Below are 18944 nucleotides of genomic sequence, written 5' to 3' on the forward strand. Positions count from 1 at the left end.
AGCCTCTATGCCTCAGACTCATAAACTCTCAGCCATTCATCCCGACGATCTGCCACTCATCTACGCCATGGCGCTGTTTCAAGAGCCTATGCCCCAGGTACGTCTGATTACACTGATGCAGCTGCGTAAAGAAAAAATGGCCAATGGCAGAGCCTATGATCAGCCCGCGGTCAAAGCCTGCCTAGCTAGGCTGATGTTGCAAAAAATGGCGACATTGCAAACGGGCATGGGCTATGTACTGGAAAACGAATTTGTTTTCCCTGCCCTACTAAAGCTAAAACAAAGCGGCTGGTTGCCCAGCTGGGTGGGCAGTGTGCGTGATCTGCTGACCCAGCAGCACGAATACTCGCCATGGAAAAACTACCCAGAAGACTTTTGCCAGCGCGAGATCCTGTTTTCTGCATTTTGCGGGCAAATTGAAATCGTTAATGAATGGCGACAGCGCTCTGGCCTCGCCGATCGCGTCGCGCAGCATTTTTTCGCCAGCGAAAGCGGTCAGATTTTATTCGGGCTGTTAGATGAAGAAATCCAATGTCAGTTATTGCTAGATGCCCTGCAAAGCAGCGCTTGGTATCTGACTGATTGCAACGCCATGTATCAGTACGCCCTCAGTGGCTTTGAGCAGCGCTTTGATCAATGGCCGCAGCTATCAGCCCAGTTGGCTGCCCATGCTCTGCTGCGGGGCGATTTTGCCCAGCTCAAACTGATCCAGCGAAGAACCCCCGCACAGTATTTAGCCGAAAATCTGGCGGCACTGGCCACCCTGCGCGGTGAATACAGCATTGCAGTAGAAATTTACGACTCGCTACTGAAAGCGCTGAAACAGGCCAGCGGCAAGCGTAAATATTTTCTAACTGATACCAACGGCCTGCTCTATACCGTGGCACTGCTGGGCTTGAACACACCGGCCAGCATTAAGCTGGCTAAGGCGCAGGTGGATGATGGCTATAAACAAAAACACGCTAACTGCTATTTTGCGTTGCATTCTTTGGTCGACCACCTAGCGCAAGGCACGCCGCTGATCAGCGCACGCCCCGGCTATCATTATCAACCCAATGATTGCGATGGCCTGTTTGAAGCGCTGGCATTGTTCTGGCAAGACGCCGATGTCGATGATAGCTGGTGCCAGAAGCTCCTCACCGCCCGCGCCAAAGCAGTAAAAAATGGCTATCAATGGATTGCCGCCGAGCTGGATGTGCTGCTTTTCCAGCAATTTGGCAAGCCACTGCTTTCCCCTGGCTGGCACGCGCAGCAGCAGCTTACACCGCTGATTTCGGCGATTAAGCGAGAAGAAGGCTGGCAGCGCGCATTGGTGGCACTCAGCCAGCTTAAAGCAGGCACACCGGCCAGCAGCAGCGATGCCCGCATCGCCTGGCTGATTGAAACCAGTCACGGCGATATTCGTATTGATCCACGTGAGCAAAAGAAAAGCGCCAAAGGCATTTGGAGCAAGGGCCGCGCCGTGGCGCTGCGCCGCATGCTGCAAGAGCAAGACACCTTGCCAGCCATGAGCGATCAGGATAAGCGCGTCGCCAGCTGTATCAGAAAATCATATAACAACTACTACGGCGGCAGCGAATACGAGCTGGATGCCGAGGCAGCACTTGCTCATTTAATTGGCCACCCGGCGCTATTTTGGTTTGATGCGCCCGATGTGCGTATCGATATTGCCAAGGGTGAAGTGGCGCTGCTGCTTAAAGAAAAACAAGGCCAGATCACCCTGCAACTTGATCCAGAGATGGATAGCCAAGCCTCGCTGATCTGGAAAAAAGAAACCCCAACCCGCTTAGTTATTTACAGCAGCAGCCCCGAAATCAAACAAATTGCCGGTATTTTAGGTACAGGGCTGGCCGTGCCCGTTGCCGCCAAAGCGCAGCTAGTGGATGTCATTACCGCGATTGCCCCGCATATCGCCATTCACTCAGACCTGCCCGAGCTGGCCGCGCATGTGGAATCCATAGACGCAGATGCCACGCTTTATGCGCATCTTTTGCCACTACAAGAAGGCCTGCGTATGCAGCTCTTGGTGCGCCCGCTCGCTGACGGCAGCTGGATGACGCCTGCCAAAGGCAGTGTGAATGTACTCGGGGAAATCGAAGGCCGTGCCGTGCAGGCCGTGCGCGATCTAAGTGCAGAAAAGAAACGCCTGAAACGCGTGGTGGATGGCTCACCGACCCTCAGCCAAGCCGAGCAAAATGGCGTTGAGTGGGAGCTTTTCCACCCCGAGCTATGCCTCGAGCTACTGGCCGAGCTGAAAACCTTTGGCGAAGACACCTTGCAACTGGTGTGGCCTGAAGGCGAGCGTTTCCGCTTAAACAGCACGCGCGGCCTTGCGCAAATGTCGCTCACGGTTAAAAAACAAGGCGAGTGGTTTGTCGCAGGTGGCGAGCTGACGCTAGACGATGGCCGCGTGCTGGCGCTGAGAGAATTGCTGCAAATGATGGATAAGGCCGAAGGCCGCTTTCTGCCGCTGGGCGATGGCGACTACCTGGCGCTGACCGAGGCCTTTAAAAAGCGTTTAGATGAATTGCGTGTGCTGGCCGAGATGGGCAAAGACGGGCTAAAAATCAGCGCACTCACCGCACCGCTTTTAGCCGAGCTGGCAGGAGAAGTGGGCGATTTACAAAGCGATGCTGAGTGGCAGGCGCAGGTGGCCAAGCTGGATTCACTGGCCGACTTTCAGCCTGAAGTGCCCTCCACCCTGCAAGCCACCTTGCGCGATTATCAGTTGGAAGGCTTTCAATGGTTATCCCGTTTAGCACGCTGGGGCGTGGGGGCGTGCCTCGCTGACGATATGGGCTTGGGCAAAACGGTACAAGCACTGGCGCTGCTGCTCACACGCGCGCCACAAGGCCCAGCCCTAGTGATTGCCCCGCTTTCGGTAGCGCTCAACTGGCAGGCCGAAGCACTGCGCTTTGCGCCTACGCTTAAAGTGCAGACTTATCACAGCAACCGTGATCTGAGCGACTTAGGCCCTTTTGACTTGGTGATTGCCAGCTATGGCATGTTGCAGCAAGACAGCGAAGCCTTTGCCGCCCAGCACTGGCATAGCGTGGTATTGGATGAAGCGCAGGCCATTAAGAATTCTGCCACCAAACGCAGCCAGGCTGCGATGGCGCTCAATGCCGACTTTAAAGTCATTGCCAGTGGCACGCCGGTGGAAAACCATCTTGGCGAGTTATGGAATTTATTCCGCTTTATCAACCCAGGCCTCCTAGGATCGAAAGAGCGTTTTGCCGCCAAATTCAGCGGCCCGATCGAGCGCGGTGATAAAACCGCCAAACAGCATTTGAAAAAACTGATCCAACCGTTTATCCTGCGCCGCACCAAGACGCAGGTGCTGAGCGAATTACCGCCACGCACCGAGATCACGCTGAAAGTCGAATTATCCAAAGACGAGCGCCATTTATACGAAGCGCTACGCCAAGAGGCGGTAGAAAAACTCGATGCCGCAGGCGGGGATGAAAACCGTGCCATGCGGGTACTGGCCGAAATCACCCGTTTACGCCGCTTTTGTTGCAATCCCAAGCTCACGCTTCCCAATTCAACCCTAGAAGGCAGTAAACTCGCCGCCTTTGCCGACATCACCGAAGAGCTGCTGGAAAACAAACACAAAGCATTGGTCTTCAGCCAGTTTGTCGATCATCTGGCGATTGTGCGTGAATGGCTGGAACAAAAAGGCATCAGCTACCAATATCTGGATGGCAGCACGCCGGTGCTGGAGCGCAAAAAACGCGTCGATGCTTTTCAAGCCGGGATCGGTGATGTGTTCTTAATCAGCTTAAAAGCCGGTGGCACAGGCTTAAACCTGACCGCAGCCGATTATGTGATTCATCTGGACCCATGGTGGAATCCAGCGGTTGAAGACCAAGCATCGGATCGAGCGCACCGTATGGGGCAGCAAAGACCAGTCACCATTTACCGCTTGGTGGCGCAAGACACCATCGAAGAGCAAATACTGGCCCTGCACGCCGAAAAACGCGACCTCGCCGACAGCCTACTCGAAGGCGGCGACGCCACAGGCAAGATGGATACGGCAGCATTGTTGGGATTGCTGCGAGGTGGGAATTAACCCATTCAAACCCTAAATCTGTAGACACAGAGCTAAATGAGAACACAGAGCACACGGAGAAAAGCGAAGTAAATTCTTTGCTTTAATATTGATCAGTTTTGTAGGTTGGGTTGGCGGGCTGCGTGTGAGGTTTTCCTCACTCAGCGATATATCGCGTAACCCCACATGATTTACCACGGCAGGTATTTAGTTACGCAAACCCAGAGGGATCAAACCAAGGGTAAACTGCAAAAAAAATCAGATTTTATAGGGTGTGAAAGTCGCTTTTCTTGCGCACCGCCCTTGGTGCGCAACGACTGCGTCGTTGTACACCCTATAAAGTTTTTCTCTGTGTGCTCTGTGTTCTACCCTGATCTCTGTGCACACAGACTTTTTAGATTTTTAGAATTTTTTTACACTTATTGGAAATACGAGTATGTCAGCACTAAAGCAAGCCGAACTAGAACGCCTAGATGCGTTTTTAATGTCTGAAGCCACAGGCGCAGAGACCATGGATCTGGAAATGATCGATGGTTTCTTTGTGGCACTGGCCATCAGCCCGGAGCAAGCGCCGGAAGAAGAATGGCTGCCGCATATTTTTGAAGGCCAGGCACCAGAATTTAAAGATGCGGCAGAAAAAGACGAGATTATTGATTTAATCCGCCGCCACCACGCCGCCATCCAAGACGCTTTCTCGCTTAAAGCGCGTAATAAAGAAACCGAAGCGCCTTTATACGTGCCTATCATTTTGCAAGACGAAGGCATAGATGAAAAATGGCGTGAAACGCTGGGCGCTTACTGGGCTTCGGGCTTCAGAGCCGGTGTTTTATTGCGTGAAGACCTCTGGCAAGACACGCTGGATGAAAACGAAGACTTGTACGAAGTCGTTGCCAAGATTCTGACCTTAGAATTAGGCCACCATCCGGATGACGAAGAGCAAGTGCTCACCATCAGCGCCCGTGACGCCCTGATTGACGAGCTGCCATGGCTGATCGAAGACGTATTGCACTGGTGGCTGAATCAACAATTTGGCAAGGTAGAAACCATTGTGAACGACGGCCCAAAAATCGGCCGCAATGATCCTTGCAGCTGTGGCAGTGGCAAGAAATTCAAAAAGTGCTGCGGCGCATAATTAGCAAAGAATAAGCGAGCAAAGAGCAGGAGGCACACTATGCTAAAGATAGATTTTAGTGAGTTTGCACCATGAAACGCCTTCTCCTCCTTGCTTGCCTCCTCCTGACGCTGCCCTGTGCAGCCAAAGAAACCGTAAAACTTTGTTTTGATAACGAAGACGCCTACCCCAGCACCTTAAAAAATGGCACGGGCTATAGTTTTTTGCTGCTGAATACCGTGGCAGACCGGCTTGATGTCAATATTATTTACCACCCTCTTCCCTGGAAGCGCTGCCTGAAAGAAGTACAGTCAGGCAACTATGATGGCGTAATAGGCATCGCCTACTTACCCGAGCGGCGGGTCATTGCGGCCTACCCGCTCAATAGCAAGGCAGAGCCTCTGCATGAACAGCGCCTGCTAACCACCACCCGCTCTGTTTACCGGCGCAAAGACAGCAGCAATGACTGGGATGGCAAGCAGTTTTCCCCACTGAATGGCTCAGTCGGCGTACAAGCTGGGTATATGGCCGCCAGCGTATTAAAACAAAGACAAATCCCCAGCGAAGACAGCTCACAATCCGTAGATGATTTATTCAGGAAACTCAGTGTAGGGCTGATTCAAATTGCAGTAGCAGAAGAGCGCCAGGGCGACAGATCACTTAAAACCCACCCTGAATATGCAAAAGAAATTGAAAAACTGCCGCAACCCTTTTTAATCAGCGATTTATTCCTGGCTTTTTCCTATTCATTTCAAAACAAAAAAACCACGCTAAGCCAAGCCATATGGCAAAACATAGCCATCGTTCGTGAATCCAGCCAATTTAAAAATACGACTCAGGAATAAAGCGGCTATTCCACCCCTATTCTCGCGGCAAACAGCAAGTTTAGTTACAATCAAACCCTTCGCCCCAAGCCCTGCAGAGAGTTGATATGTACCGTCTTGTTATCCAAGCGCCAGAAATTGCTACGCAAAACTTAAAACAACTCGCCCGTTTATCCGGTGCGCACAGCATAGAAGCGATTCACCAACAGGCGTTTCGTTTACAAGGCGCCGATATCAGCAATGAAGAGGCCGTAGCCGATTTTTGCGAATCCAATCAACTGGATTTTGCTTTTATCCCAGAAGACACCCGCGTACAGGATATTGGCCTTGTGGTGATGGATATGGATTCCACACTGATTACTATTGAATGCATCGATGAAATCGCCGATATGCAAGGCATTAAGGCCGAAGTATCTGCCATTACCGCCAGCGCCATGCGCGGTGAAATTGACTTTAAAGAAAGCCTTACCCGCCGCGTGGCCCTGCTGGCAGGATTAGACGAAAGTGCGCTGGAGCGCGTTTATACCGAGCGGCTTAAACTGATGCCGGGCGCTGAGATCATGCTCAAAGGCTTTCATGATGCTGGCGCCAAGACACTTTTAATTTCGGGCGGATTTACTTTTTTCACCGAAAAACTACAAGCGAAGCTAGGCCTCACCCGCACGATTGCCAATGTATTAGAAATTGAAAACGGCAAACTCACTGGCAAAGTCATTGGCGATATTGTGGATGCAGAGCGCAAAAAATCTGAGCTGATCAAATACCGGGCCGAGCTGGGCCTGAGTATTGATCAGGTGGTGGCCATGGGCGATGGCGCAAACGATTTACCGATGCTTAAAGAAGCAGGCTTTGGCGTAGCCTGCCATGCCAAACCGCTTGTACAACGCGAAGCGCCGTATTGCATTAATCAGGTGGGATTAGACGGCGTATTGAATTACTTTATTTAAGGCTAGGGGACAAAACCTAGGCACTGAAAAATGCGGGGCGGGCACAACATCGTGCCCGCCCCGCATTTAAATCAGCAAATCACCCCACACATCACTCGCATCGCCCTTTGCGTGGCAAATAGCGCAGCCAATCGGCCTTGATTTGCGCTTCCTGCGCCATGCCAGAGGCCACCTTCGGCGCATCATGCGTAGCCAGCAGGCGCAAACACCAGCTTACTCCGGCCTGATCTTTCATTCGCATTCTGCGTAAAAATGGCTGGCTTTCATCACCTTGCACTAGCAAGGCCTTGCCCTCTTTAAACCCCAGCCGCCAGCCATCCTGCACCACGGTGCCTGCATAGCCACCCGCAATCATTTCCAGCCATGGCTGATCACCTTTCAGCAATCGCAAACGGCTAACCGGCCCGGCAGGATGAGGCGCACGCTCTGCCAGCAGCTGCGTACCTTCAGGCAAGGCACGCCATGCCAGCGGCCAGGGCGCAACCACTGCCTCGCCCTCAGCCAGCTTAAAGTACGCCGCCCCCGCCTCCTGCCTGGCCGATTCCACTTCACCAGAAAGGGGCTTCATCGCGCTTGCCCCGCTGATCTGCAGCGCGGCCCCCTGAGCAAACCCTGCCACACACAGCAGGGCCCAAACCCAGTCAGCGGGCACGACGACGCATCGCAGCAAAGAAGGCCGCCGATGGCTTGGCTTCTACCGCCCAGCGCTGCTTATCGTTCAGAATTGGATTAACTGCCACTTTACTGCTCCTTTGCATGGATACGCCGCTATTGCCACTTTCTACACGTGCAAAAGCTAAATTTAAATTAGCCCAATCATTGTAATCACGCAAAAGCCCTTTAGTGCCGTCATCATTCAGATCCAAAGCATAATTAACCGCGCTTTGCTTATTGTCTAAATCCCAATCTGCATAGACACCTGTAAACACGCCACGCCCAATTAAATCCGCTTCATTTAGGCTGTTTTCATTTAAGGTACGGCCCGTTCCATCGGAATAATCAATACGGAAACTACTAGAGCATGGGCCACCCTCAAGCTTGCAGCGGGAGTCCCAAGTAAAGCCATTTGCCTCTTTATTAGAAAAATAACGCTCTACGGCCGATATTGATTTAGGCGATGAACCTAAACCCTTCATTTGGTATAGATAATTCATCACACTATAGTAATTAGGCTTATTATTAACATCTTCATTACCACCATGCTTCAAGCCTAAGTTATGACCTAATTCATGCATAATAGTACCTGCTTGAAAATTAATTAATTCATTAATCTCCCCCGCAGAATCTGCATTCAAGCCCCAAGAACCTAAAGTAACAATAATATCATTACCTACAACTTCAGCACGACCTGAAGAACCAGATCTGCCATCAAGCTCTTGTGAGTTACCCATCAACAAATAATGAAAAGCTTGCTTGCGACGTATATCCATACTCAGATTTTTGTAGTCATAGATAGATGCGCAACCTTCCGATGAATCGATACCTAAGCAGGTTTTATAAGCCACTTCATTTCTTGAATTTAAACGACTTCCGCCTAAATTAAAGTCTACCGGATTAAATTTTGCATTATATAAATTACCCACATCAAAATGCACTGCAATATTTTGTAATTTAAAAGCATCCACCACTTTTTGCAGCGCTTCTTTTGTCGGTGTAATTCCTAAATCCATTGACTTCATATGATCAATTTGAATAAAGATATCCGGCTGATTTGCTCTTGCCCCCATTGCAAAATAATCAATCCCCCCAAAGGTGCCACCTGCAACTTCAGCGCTATCCGGGATACCGTCGTGATCATTATCTGTGGCATAAGCAGGCACATCATTAGGGCCACCGGGAGTAGAAAACGGCACCACTATCCAATCCTGCGCACTGCGCGTATTGCCTTTAACCGGCCCCGTACGGGCTAGGGAATGGCCATAATCCCAAACAGGCATACTTACAGCACTTCCCCCTGTCCAAGCGCCTGCCGACAATGGCTGAGCCTGGCTACTACCAAAGCGAACAAAATCAAGCGTAACGCCCCCTTTAACTAATTCGATTGCACCACTGCTACCAGTCCAATTGGGCACCTTAGACTGATTACTCACATAAGCAATTTGGTCTGTACTCTGCATGGCATCATCACTTTTGCCTGCCACAATAAAATACGCACCCGGCTTAATCACCACTGTTTTTGGCAAATCAAACGACGTCCAGTCAGACCAAGATGAAGTACGCAAACTTACCCCATTAAGAGATACATCCTGAACACCGCTATTGTAAATCTCTAACCACGCCCCCTTCCCAGAATCATAATTACTTGAAACCTCACTAATAAGTAATGTTGAGCTTAAAGTTGGCCCCGGTGCAGGCGTGGGTGTTGGCAACAGGCTTACGGGCGGCAAAGTTGGAATAGCCGTTGGAACAGGCGTCGGCACTGTCGTCGGCACTAAAGTGGGAAGCTGCGTTGGCACAGATGTCGTAGCAGGGGATGCACTGCCTGAATCTCCCCCTCCGCCACCGCAAGCCGCTAATATCACACTCAAACTTAAACCTGCCAAACGCACGCCATACTGCTGAAAACGATCGTTATTCATTTACTTTCTCAAAAATGACTTGGTCAAAGAAGACACTATCCCCATACGCGGCTACAAAACACAGCCAAAGCTTAAGGATTTGCTAATGCTTGCGCAGCCTACACCAATGTCATTACCGAACCAATCATTTTCTTATATAAAATTACTAAAAACTGACTAAAAATAAATAAAAACCCAAACAATGCTTAGTTCCATGACAGTAAAAGCTCATGGTTGATTAATCCCACGAATATGAATTATTCCAAAGACATAAAAAGCAAACAAAGATGCCTGCTTTACAGCTCAACTGATATGCCAACCTCCGATTAAAAAACCCTAAAGTTTTTACTGATCATCCTATAGCAATTGGATGCGAAATCGGCAAATTACTCTTCCCTGCTAAGAATAAAAAAAACGCCCTTATTTTATAAAATCACTTCATTCACAATCCAATTTCAACAAGCCCTAAAGGATAAAATTCCCGTATTTTTTGCATTGCATTCCAAATGAAAATCATTTTTATCAATCAATTAAGTACTTTTTCTATCAGCAAGGTTGAAGGTAAAAAACACATGGCTCTGACTATATTTTTTCTTCAATATCGCATAAAGTTTTCTTTATTAGATGTTGGGCTAATAGAACGTTATCCCAACCTTGCATGCCAACATACTACCTCTCTAGGATTTTCATCAGCACCTCATAAAACTCAGTGTCATCCCCCATCCTCAATGGGATCTCTGGTGATAGATATGGAGCAGGACACCAACTAACTTCATCTTCAAGATGCAATGGATGAGGAAATAAAGGAGCCTCATTTTTAAAGGCAGAAAGCAGCTCTTCAACGGCCATCTTATTTCCATCCAAGCTCATACAGTCTGAGCATTGCTTACTAGAGCAAACTACCTCCAACTTTGCAGAACCTTCAATCTGGGCGCATCGTAGTGCTGTATAGGTTCGCCCTAGATCATGAACAAGCTTTTCTGCCTGGAAGGCATCACAGAAGAAAATCAACGTATCTTTGGCTTCACCATACTTGTATGAATATTGCTGAGTAAATTCAAAGAGCACAGTCCACAGCTCTCTTCCTTGACTATCCTTCAGATAGGGGTCGGGCAACAGATCAAATCTTGAGAAGGTAGGGACAACATCCTTCAAGAAGTCTTCTTTGGTTATAACATATGGCTCTAGTTGAACATACTCAATCTTAACAAGCTCACCAACAGCAGCATTTTTTAGATTGATGTCAATTTTCTGCCGAATATCAGCTATTATTTCAGACCATTGCTCAGGTGTGGGATCGTCACCTTCTGGCAGGTATCGCTGAATGATCCATTCTGCAGATAGATAGTGATCTTCAGGCGTGAACTCTTCAGAAAGCTTATTCTCTAGATATACCTTCTTTTCTTCAAGTTCAGAAGCAGGCCAGCGACGAAACACTTCCTGCTGCTCCAAGCCTATTAACTTCTTTATTCTGCTGAAGATTCCCATGCCGGCCACTCACTTAAATTCATATGATTTTTACTGGAATAAGTAAAAAATCACCTGCAACAATTTTAGAAGACAGTTTTTCCCGTGATTGCTTTACGCCCTTCTTCCGAAGTTGACTCAGCGGAAACAACTAAAAGTCGCCCAAACGTCATTCCGATGTCACATGTCTCATATGTGACATATCGTTTCAACGTGGATAACTCAATGCGACCTGAAATCTTGCTAATGTCAATGTCTGTCAAGTTCGTGCTTACAGGGCACCAGCTAACAGTGCAATGCATTATTTAATAATGAACCCTAAAATTTACTACTTTGGCATTCTTAGAAATTTCTCTTCCTACCTAGGCTCCACAGCCACAATATCAATCTTGACAAGGCAGGCCCAAGCAAGGGCTATCATAATAAAAGCGAGCAAAGCCCAAAGCGTGATGCGGGCGGCAGAGTGAGGGGTGGTCTTGCCACTCTAACGCGGCGAGTAAAAAGGCAAGCTCATCAGCACTTTTAAGGGGCAAATTTTGCTGCTTGCGGATTTGCCACGCCGCAGCAAAAAAATTTTGGTATTTGTAAGTAATTAAAACCATCACAAAACAACATTTCTCTACCGTTTTCAAGAATGCACTTCGCCTGAATCAGCCGCTTAATTTCTTACATACAAGTAATCAATCTCCAACCAGACAATTACTGCGCCCTCTGTTTAAGGCTATTTATCATTTTAATCATCTCTAAAGCAGGGCGCTGCTCAATTGCTGTTGTTTGCCTGTCTTGGCTAAGCACTCGTGATGGGATAAATACGCGCCTTGATAAGAGGCTGGCCCCGCTATTGCCCGTGCTCTGCCGGGCAAAGGCAATATTGAGATTGGCCCAGTCGTTGTAATCGCTTAATACTGAAAAACTAGAATCCTGATTAATATCTCTTGCATAGGCATTGGCATTTTGTGTGCCATTGGTATTCCAATCAGCATAAAACCCGCCATTATTTCCACGGCCAATGATGGCGGATTCAAGCAGGCTGCTTTCATTTAAGCTGATACCGCTGCCATCGGAATAATCCATTTTATATTCTGTACCACATGGGCTAGCGTCTATATTACAAATATTTCCCCAGCTAAACCCCAGCGCATTATTATTTAAGTAATAGCGCTGCACGGCGCTGTTTGTTTTAGGATCAGATCCCAGCCCTGGTAATTGATAGAGGTAATTCATCACGCTATAGTAATTGGGCTTGTAATTATTAGATTCATTTCCACCATGCTCTAAGCCAAAATTATGACCTAATTCATGCATAATGGTGCTGGCTTGATAATTGAGCAATAAATTAGTATTACTACCTGAGCCGCTGGATAGCCCCCAGCTGCCTAATGTCACCATAGAATCATTGCCATTAATTTCTGCTAGGCCAGAAGAGCCTGCCGATCCGTCTGATTCCTGGGAATTAGCCATAATCAGATAATGAAATATCGTTTTGCGCCGGATATCTAAACTTGCTGATTTATAACTGTATAAAGAGGCACAGCCTGTTTTGCTGTCTAAAGTTAAACAACGGGCATAGCTTACGGCATTGGATCCGCCTGCAAGCCCGCCACCCAAATTAAATAAGGCGGGGTTAAAGCTGGCGGCATACAGGCTGCCGGTATCAAAATGAATACTAAAACCTCTGGCGGCAAATACATCCACTACTTTTTGCAGCGCTTCTTTGCGCGGGGTAATGCCGGCATCGCTGGAAATCATATGATCCACTTGTACAAAGATATCGCGCTGATTTGCCCTTGCCCCCATTGCAAATAAATCTAAGCCACCCAATGTGCCCCCTGCTACTTCCGCACTATCAGGAATGCCATCGTTATCGCTATCTACCGCCGTGGCGGGCACATCGTTGCGCCCGCCGGGCGTAGCAAAAGAAACCTGCAACCAGTCTGCGGCGCTCTTGCTATTGGCCTGCAGCGGAAAAGGCCGTACCAAAGACTTGCCATAATCGAGCGAAGTCGCTGGCATGGCGGCCACATTGGTGCCTGCCCATGCACCGCTGCTTAGTGGCGCATGGCTGCTGTTGCCAAAGCGGACAAAATCTAAAGTAGCCCCTGCAAAAGTCAGCTCTGCAGCGCCATTGGCATCCCAAAAAGGCACAGCCTCGCCATTTCTGACATACACCGCTTGGCTGCTGTCACTGACGCTATCGTCAATTTTAGCGATCACCACTAAATACCCTCCCGCAGCCAGCGTAACAGCAGGCAGGCTAAAGCTGACTGGCAAGCTGGAAACGGTAAATGGCGATGAACGTAGGCCAGAGCGGGTACGCAAGCTGACACCGCTAAGGGAAACGGCGCTGCTGCCCGGATTATGGATCTCCACCCACGCACCGGCATTGGTCGAATCATTAGTGGATACTTCGCTGATGATCAGGCCCGCATTGGCGGCCGTAACCGGCACAGCGGTTGGAACAGGGCTGGGCGAAGGGCTGGGAGCCGGGGCCAGTGTGGGCGTTAATGTAGGGCTGGGGCTGGAGCTGGGTAAAAAAGTGGGCACCGCAGTGGGCAGGGGTGCGGCAGTAGGAATAGCGGTAGGTGTAACACTGGGAATAACAGTAGGCTGCGCGGTGGGGATCGCTGTTGGGATGGGTGTGGCGGTTACAACTTGCGAAACAGGCGTTGGCACCACACTCTCTGAAGAGCCGCCGCCTCCCCCTCCGCAGGCCGTTAAACTGATTAAGACCAACAACCATAAATACCACAAAGTTGGTTTCATTCAGCCAGCCCCTTGTTCACACCCAAACACGCTTTGGCGCATAGCTGCGCCCCCTCTTTACCATAGCAAACAGACGATGGCCTGGCAGGGAATCATGGCGAATCAGAATGGGGGCATAAAGACTTACTCACCTAACAAGGAGTACACCACCAACACTAAACTGCTAATCGCTCACATGTTCAATTTGCAGCTGCACCACGCGGTTGCCGCGAAACTCGTTTACGCCGATGCGGTACACGGCCATGATTTTGGGTGGCAGCGGATCGGCATGGCCAAAGCGCATGGCATCCAGCACCAAACCATGCGGGTTAGCGAGTTTGAGTTTTAAGTGCCGCTCGCCCACAAGGCGCTGCTCAACCACGGTGAATTCGCCCTGGAACACCGGCGCGGGAAAGCCCTGGCCCCATACTTGCTTGTCCAGCGTTTCGGCCACGTCCAGCGCAAAGCACTCGGTGGCCAGCTCGCCGTCGGTCTCAATTTTTCGCTCCAGCGTGCCTGCATCCATCAGCTCCTTACACACGGTTTCAAACTCGGCTTTAAAGCGGGCAAAGTCGGCCTGGCGCAGGCTTAGGCCGGCCGCCATGGCATGGCCGCCAAATTTCAGGATTAAATCAGGATGGCGTTTAGAGACCAAATCCAGTGCATCGCGCAGATGCAGGCCGGGGATAGAGCGGCCCGAGCCCTTGATTTCATCATCGTTCCCATCGGCAAACACAATGGTGGGGCGATGAAATCTATCTTTCATTCTGGAGGCAATAATCCCCACCACGCCCTGATGCCAATCGCCCTGATAGAGACTAATGCTGTAAGCATCTTCTGCGTCTATGCCTGCCAAAATCGCCTCGGCCTCGGCGCGCATGCCCACTTCAATCTCGCGCCGCTCACGATTCATACCATCCAGCTCTTTGGCCAGAGGCGTAGCAGCCGCTTCCGAATCGGCCAACAGGCAAGCAATGCCGAGGCTCATATCATCCAACCGCCCCGCCGCATTCAGCCTTGGCCCCAGGGTAAAACCCAGATCAAAACAGGATGCCTTGTAAGGCAAGCGCCCTGCAGCCGCAAACAAAGCCAGCACACCCGCACTGGCCCGCCCTGCCCGCATACGCTTTAAGCCCTGCTCAACCAGAATACGATTATTGCCGTCCAGCCTCACCACATCGGCCACCGTGCCCAGCGCCACCAAATCCAGCAAGGTGGCGAGATTTGGCTCTTTGATGCCTGCAAAAACTTGCCGCTCGCGCAGCTCGGCCCGCAGCGCCATCAGCACATAAAACATCACCCCCACACCGGCCAGGTTTTTACTGGCAAACGTGCAGCCCGGCTGATTAGGATTCACAATCAGCGTGGCGGGTAATTCATCGCCAGGTAAGTGGTGATCCGTAATCAGCACATCAATGCCGCGTGCCTGTGCAGCCGCCACACCCGCCACACTGGCGATGCCGTTATCAACCGTTAAGATTAAACCCGGCGATTTTTGCGCCGCCAGCTCGACGATTTCTGGCGTCAGGCCATAGCCATATTCAAATCGGTTCGGCACCACAAAATCGACCACCGCCCCCAGCATCGCCAAGCCCCGCATCCCCACCGCACAGGCGGTTGCGCCATCGGCATCGTAATCGGCCACGATCAGAATGCGCTCGCCTGCCGCAATCGCGTCGGCCAGGCGCTTACCTGCCCCAATGATATTTTTTAAGCCATGAAAAGGCAGCAAATGCGCCAGCTCGTGCTCTAACTCGGAGCGGCTGCTGATACCGCGAGCCGCATACAAACGCGCCTCCAGCGGGGATAAGCCTTGCTCACAAAGCAGAGATTCGGCAGCGGATGGGACAATACGGGGGGAAATGGTGGTCATGGCTGACTCAAAGTGACGGGTATAAAAACTTCTAAAACGAACTTCTGTGGGCACAGAGAACACAGAGTTTGAAAGCAGAACAGAGAGAAAAAAAAGGTATTCCTCAACCAATCCTATTTACTTAAACGGAATTCGTAGCTTGGGTTAGCAGCTTTATCGCGTAACCCAACATTCTTTTAAGCCTAAGTGTTGGGTTACGCTGATTTGTTCGCCAAAAATGGGCGAACAAATCAACTAACCCAACCTACGAAAACATCATGCCTCACTAATTTTGCTTAAGTAAATAGGTTTGCCTTCCTCCAATAGGGAACGAATCCTTTAAAATCTTTTAAGACTCAAATTAAAACCTGAAAAGGTTAAACACTTACGATTTTCTCTATGTGCTCTGTGTTCTTCATCTGCTCTGTGTCTACAGACCTTTTTAGCCAGGAGCAAAATCCCAGGGAAATTTCGGCTTTTGCCAGATTTTCCAGCGTAAGGATCGGTCTGTTTGCAGGGCGAGGCCCAGCTCGGGGAAAGTGATCGCCAGCGATTTACGCTTGCCCGATTTTAAGTCTGCCAAGAGCGGTGCAAACCAATTTTTTTCTAATGCAAGCCAGCCTTCCCGCCAATCGTGAGCATTGCCATAGCAAGCCCCCAGCCGCAGGTGATCGAGCATCACCAATGCATCTCCATCAGGCAGTGCTGCGGCACTGGCGGGCAATGGCTGCACATCAGCGCCACCAATATGCATCAGGCCACGCAGCAGTAAATCATCCGCATAGACGGGTAACCCGGGCACGACAGGCGTTTCAAGCACGGGGTAATCAGAGCCCCCCCACAGCCAGAGGCTATTGATGGTTTGTGCATCGCTGCGCTTATCATTCACAGCATGGGTATAGAGATACATCTGAATTTCATTCAGCAAGCGGTGCCACTGCAACGCATCCTTGCCCTTGGGCAAGAGAGTATTGATATCGCGGCCAATGGCCGCATCAAGTGATGTCCATACCAGCTGTGGATCAGCGGGTAAACGCAAATACCAGCGCGTGGGTGTGGCGGCCACAAACAACATGCCGTCTTCGCCGAAGACACTATTCAGCCCGGCGACCAGCGCATCGGCCTCGGCCTGAGCAATTTGAAAATGGTGCGCATCAAACAACAGCAGCCCATCCCGCTCAATTTTAAGATGTACCGGATCGGCCCTGAGCCAAAAGCCCGCCTTTGCAGCTGGCTGATCTAAGCCCAGCGTTAAAGCTGCGGAAGGCAAATGCGCCATACCAAACCGCCCTGCCAGCCATGCCTCTACTGTTTGCTTGTGCGCAGGCAGGCGCTCGCCCCGGCCACACAGTAGCGCCGCTGCGGGCAAATCTAGGCCGGTGGTAATAAAGCGGCACTGATCCGAATCGGGCCAGTCGGCATAAGAAATAACAAAATGAAGTGACATAGGGGATTTAACAGGTGGATTTACTGTAGGCATAACAACGGGGCATTGGTTCAATGGCTAAACCTTGCCCATGCATTTTTTGTAGGGCGGGTGAAACCCACCCAGTTTTTACATCAAGTTTTTATAGGGTGCACAACGACGTAGTCGGAGCGCAGAAAACGGTGCGCAAGAAAAACAACGTGCACACCCTATAAAGATCACTTCTTTACTTTGTCTTAACTTAACGCATCAAGGGTAAGGTAGGCACCCACAATCCATTTACAAAGACTTGATTAATCTTCTTCTAGCTGAAAGCGGCGACGGTTGAGCTCTTCTTCCTTCACGCTGTCAATTTCACGCATCAGGCCACGTACATCGGCTTTCTTCTCGCTGCGGCGGGCACGGCCAGTCAGTGCCACATCAGGATGCAGCTCGCCTTTCTCGTAGTGGCTCCAGATCTCAAAAGCGTAATCTGTTGTTAGTAACTCTGGCGCAAACTGGCCAAAGTAAGTGGCCAGATTACCCACATCACGCTCCAGCATGCTAAACGCGCTGTTATTGCCTGCTGCATCCACCGCTTGCGGCAAATCAATAATCACCGGGCCATCTGCATCAACCAGAATATTGTATTCAGATAAATCGCCATGAATCACACCAGCACAAAGCATTAATACCACTTGCTTAATCAGCATGGCGTGATAAGCCAAAGCCACTGAATGGCTCAGCACAACATCATTTAATCGTGGGGCAGCATGGCCTGCGGCATCGGTCACCAGCTCCATCAGGAGCACGCCTTCAAAGCAATTATAAGGCTGAGGCACACGCACCCCTGCCGCAGCTAAGCGGTGCAGGGCATCCACCTCGGCGGTTTGCCAGACTTCTTCGGCCATTTTGCGGCCATAGCGACTGCCTTTTTCCATGGCACGGGCATCGCGTGAGCCGCGAACCTTACGGCCTTCCTGGTACGCGGCGTTTTGCTTAAAGCTACGCTGGTTCGCTTCTTTATAAACCTTGGCGCAGCGCACATCGTCGCCACAGCGCACTACGTAAACCACGGCTTCTTTGCCACTCATCAGCTGGCGGAGTACTTCATCAACAAGTCCATTCTGAACAAGCGGTTCTAATCTTTTCGGGGTTTTCATTTTCCAAAGTCCGGTATAAGCAAACAGCAGTGTGCCTTATGCCATAAATTCGCTTTTAGCGCAAAGATCGGGGCCAAAAAGGTTTTTTAACATGTGAATATCCAACACTAAGCTGACACAAAACATGCACATCCAAAAAGATTACGCCATGATTAAGCATCTTGCAATCTGCCTTATTCTCATCGTGGGCAAAATCACTCAGATATAATGCGCACATTCCATAAAGCAACGAGAACACCATGTATCTGGGCCATTTGCATCAAGCTGGCTTGCCCCTGCCCGCCGCGATAGAAACCGCACTTCAATATCTGCGCAACACAGATTTCTCCTGTATGGAAACCGGCCGTTACCCTATTGATGGTGAAAGGATGTTTGCTTTGGTACAAACACCACTTACGCAAGCATGGGATGAAGGCAAACCCGAGTTTCATGCCCGCTATCTTGATATCCAGTATTTATATGAAGGCGAAGAGCTGATCGGCTACGCCCCGGCCAATGAGACACTGGCAAAAACCCACGATCAACTTTTAGAAAGAGACATTGCCTTTGTATCGGCCATAGAAGGCGAATCCCGGCTTTATCTCACCCCCGGCATGTTTGCCATTTTTTACCCTGGCGAGTTACACAAGCCCTGCCGGGCAAGTCATCAGTCAATGACGATCAAAAAAGTGGTCATCAAGATTGCTAAAGAGCTGATCACTGAGGCTTGAGCACAAGCCACCAGCAGAGCCCCCATCACGGTTACTCTGCTTTTTTTACCCCCAGCTGCCCTGCACTTACAAACTGCAGAAAAACCCATTTAATCATCTATAAAAACAGCAACT

General features: G+C 50.1%; 12 protein-coding genes. 5 read left to right on the forward strand and 7 right to left on the reverse strand.

The genetic code is table 11. The annotated features are described in order from the left end of the window. The first annotated feature begins 7 nt into the window (after window positions 1–7). From DYD62_RS14515 to serB, 4 genes are all read left to right on the forward strand, one after another. Complete coding sequence (locus DYD62_RS14515; protein ID WP_115227999.1) at window positions 8–4072, forward strand: DEAD/DEAH box helicase; 4065 nt, start codon at window positions 8–10, stop codon at window positions 4070–4072. A 415-nt stretch (window positions 4073–4487) separates the two neighbouring features. Next, on the forward strand, window positions 4488–5183 hold the full coding sequence (locus DYD62_RS14520) for a YecA/YgfB family protein (RefSeq protein WP_115228002.1): 696 nt from the start codon (window positions 4488–4490) through the stop codon (window positions 5181–5183). Between the two features lie 71 nt (window positions 5184–5254). Next, window positions 5255–6007, forward strand: a complete 753-nt coding sequence (locus DYD62_RS14525) for a substrate-binding periplasmic protein (RefSeq protein WP_115228003.1) — start codon at window positions 5255–5257, stop codon at window positions 6005–6007. 86 nt (window positions 6008–6093) lie between these two features. Continuing rightward, a complete protein-coding gene (gene serB / locus DYD62_RS14530; protein WP_115228005.1) occupies window positions 6094–6933 on the forward strand; it encodes a phosphoserine phosphatase SerB in 840 nt (279 codons plus the stop codon). Window positions 6934–7024: 91 nt separating this feature from the next. Here the strand turns inward: serB and DYD62_RS14535 are convergent, their stop codons facing one another. The 7 genes from DYD62_RS14535 to DYD62_RS14570 form a co-directional block, all read right to left on the reverse strand. Continuing rightward, window positions 7025–7585, reverse strand: a complete 561-nt coding sequence (locus DYD62_RS14535; RefSeq protein WP_115228008.1) for a hypothetical protein — start codon at window positions 7583–7585, stop codon at window positions 7025–7027. Then, window positions 7575–9512 carry a lamin tail domain-containing protein gene (locus tag DYD62_RS23460; RefSeq protein WP_132038709.1) on the reverse strand — a complete coding sequence of 646 codons (1938 nt, stop codon included), beginning with the start codon at window positions 9510–9512 and terminating at the stop codon, window positions 7575–7577. Before DYD62_RS23460 ends, DYD62_RS14535 begins: the two co-directional genes overlap by 11 nt. A gap of 648 nt (window positions 9513–10160) precedes the next feature. Then, a complete protein-coding gene (locus DYD62_RS14545) occupies window positions 10161–10979 on the reverse strand; it encodes a hypothetical protein (RefSeq protein ID WP_115228010.1) in 819 nt (272 codons plus the stop codon). 678 nt (window positions 10980–11657) lie between these two features. Continuing rightward, a complete protein-coding gene (locus DYD62_RS14555) occupies window positions 11658–13721 on the reverse strand; it encodes a lamin tail domain-containing protein (protein WP_115228015.1) in 2064 nt (687 codons plus the stop codon). A gap of 163 nt (window positions 13722–13884) precedes the next feature. Further along, window positions 13885–15573 (reverse strand): single-stranded-DNA-specific exonuclease RecJ, encoded by a 1689-nt coding sequence (recJ, locus tag DYD62_RS14560; protein ID WP_115228017.1) that lies wholly within the window; start codon window positions 15571–15573, stop codon window positions 13885–13887. 421 nt (window positions 15574–15994) lie between these two features. Continuing rightward, the gene (locus DYD62_RS14565; RefSeq protein ID WP_115228019.1) at window positions 15995–16999 is read right to left on the reverse strand and encodes a hypothetical protein; all 1005 of its coding nucleotides are present in this window, start codon (window positions 16997–16999) and stop codon (window positions 15995–15997) included. A 272-nt stretch (window positions 17000–17271) separates the two neighbouring features. After that, window positions 17272–18120: a PA4780 family RIO1-like protein kinase gene (locus DYD62_RS14570; protein WP_115228021.1), complete on the reverse strand. Its 849-nt coding sequence runs from the start codon at window positions 18118–18120 to the stop codon at window positions 17272–17274. A gap of 239 nt (window positions 18121–18359) precedes the next feature. On the opposite strand from DYD62_RS14570, the gene DYD62_RS14575 reads away from it, so the two are divergent. Beyond that, window positions 18360–18830 (forward strand): NanQ anomerase/TabA/YiaL family protein, encoded by a 471-nt coding sequence (locus tag DYD62_RS14575; protein WP_115228023.1) that lies wholly within the window; start codon window positions 18360–18362, stop codon window positions 18828–18830. Window positions 18831–18944: the final 114 nt, after the last annotated feature.

Origin of the sequence: Iodobacter fluviatilis, from assembly GCF_900451195.1 — a bacterium.
In the GTDB taxonomy this organism is placed as follows: Bacteria; Pseudomonadota; Gammaproteobacteria; order Burkholderiales; family Chitinibacteraceae; genus Iodobacter; species Iodobacter fluviatilis.

What these genes read in the sequence shown, in the direction of transcription:
- DYD62_RS14515 (WP_115227999.1), top strand. Translation starts at nt 8, where the DNA reads ATGCCTCAGACTCATAAACTCTCAGCCATTCATCCCGACGATCTGCCA.
- DYD62_RS14555 (WP_115228015.1), bottom strand. Translation starts at nt 13,721, where the DNA reads ATGAAACCAACTTTGTGGTATTTATGGTTGTTGGTCTTAATCAGTTTA.
- DYD62_RS14520 (WP_115228002.1), top strand. Translation starts at nt 4,488, where the DNA reads ATGTCAGCACTAAAGCAAGCCGAACTAGAACGCCTAGATGCGTTTTTA.
- DYD62_RS14565 (WP_115228019.1), bottom strand. Translation starts at nt 16,999, where the DNA reads ATGTCACTTCATTTTGTTATTTCTTATGCCGACTGGCCCGATTCGGAT.
- serB (WP_115228005.1), top strand. Translation starts at nt 6,094, where the DNA reads ATGTACCGTCTTGTTATCCAAGCGCCAGAAATTGCTACGCAAAACTTA.
- DYD62_RS14575 (WP_115228023.1), top strand. Translation starts at nt 18,360, where the DNA reads ATGTATCTGGGCCATTTGCATCAAGCTGGCTTGCCCCTGCCCGCCGCG.
- DYD62_RS23460 (WP_132038709.1), bottom strand. Translation starts at nt 9,512, where the DNA reads ATGAATAACGATCGTTTTCAGCAGTATGGCGTGCGTTTGGCAGGTTTA.
- recJ (WP_115228017.1), bottom strand. Translation starts at nt 15,573, where the DNA reads ATGACCACCATTTCCCCCCGTATTGTCCCATCCGCTGCCGAATCTCTG.
- DYD62_RS14525 (WP_115228003.1), top strand. Translation starts at nt 5,255, where the DNA reads ATGAAACGCCTTCTCCTCCTTGCTTGCCTCCTCCTGACGCTGCCCTGT.
- DYD62_RS14545 (WP_115228010.1), bottom strand. Translation starts at nt 10,979, where the DNA reads ATGGGAATCTTCAGCAGAATAAAGAAGTTAATAGGCTTGGAGCAGCAG.
- DYD62_RS14570 (WP_115228021.1), bottom strand. Translation starts at nt 18,120, where the DNA reads ATGAAAACCCCGAAAAGATTAGAACCGCTTGTTCAGAATGGACTTGTT.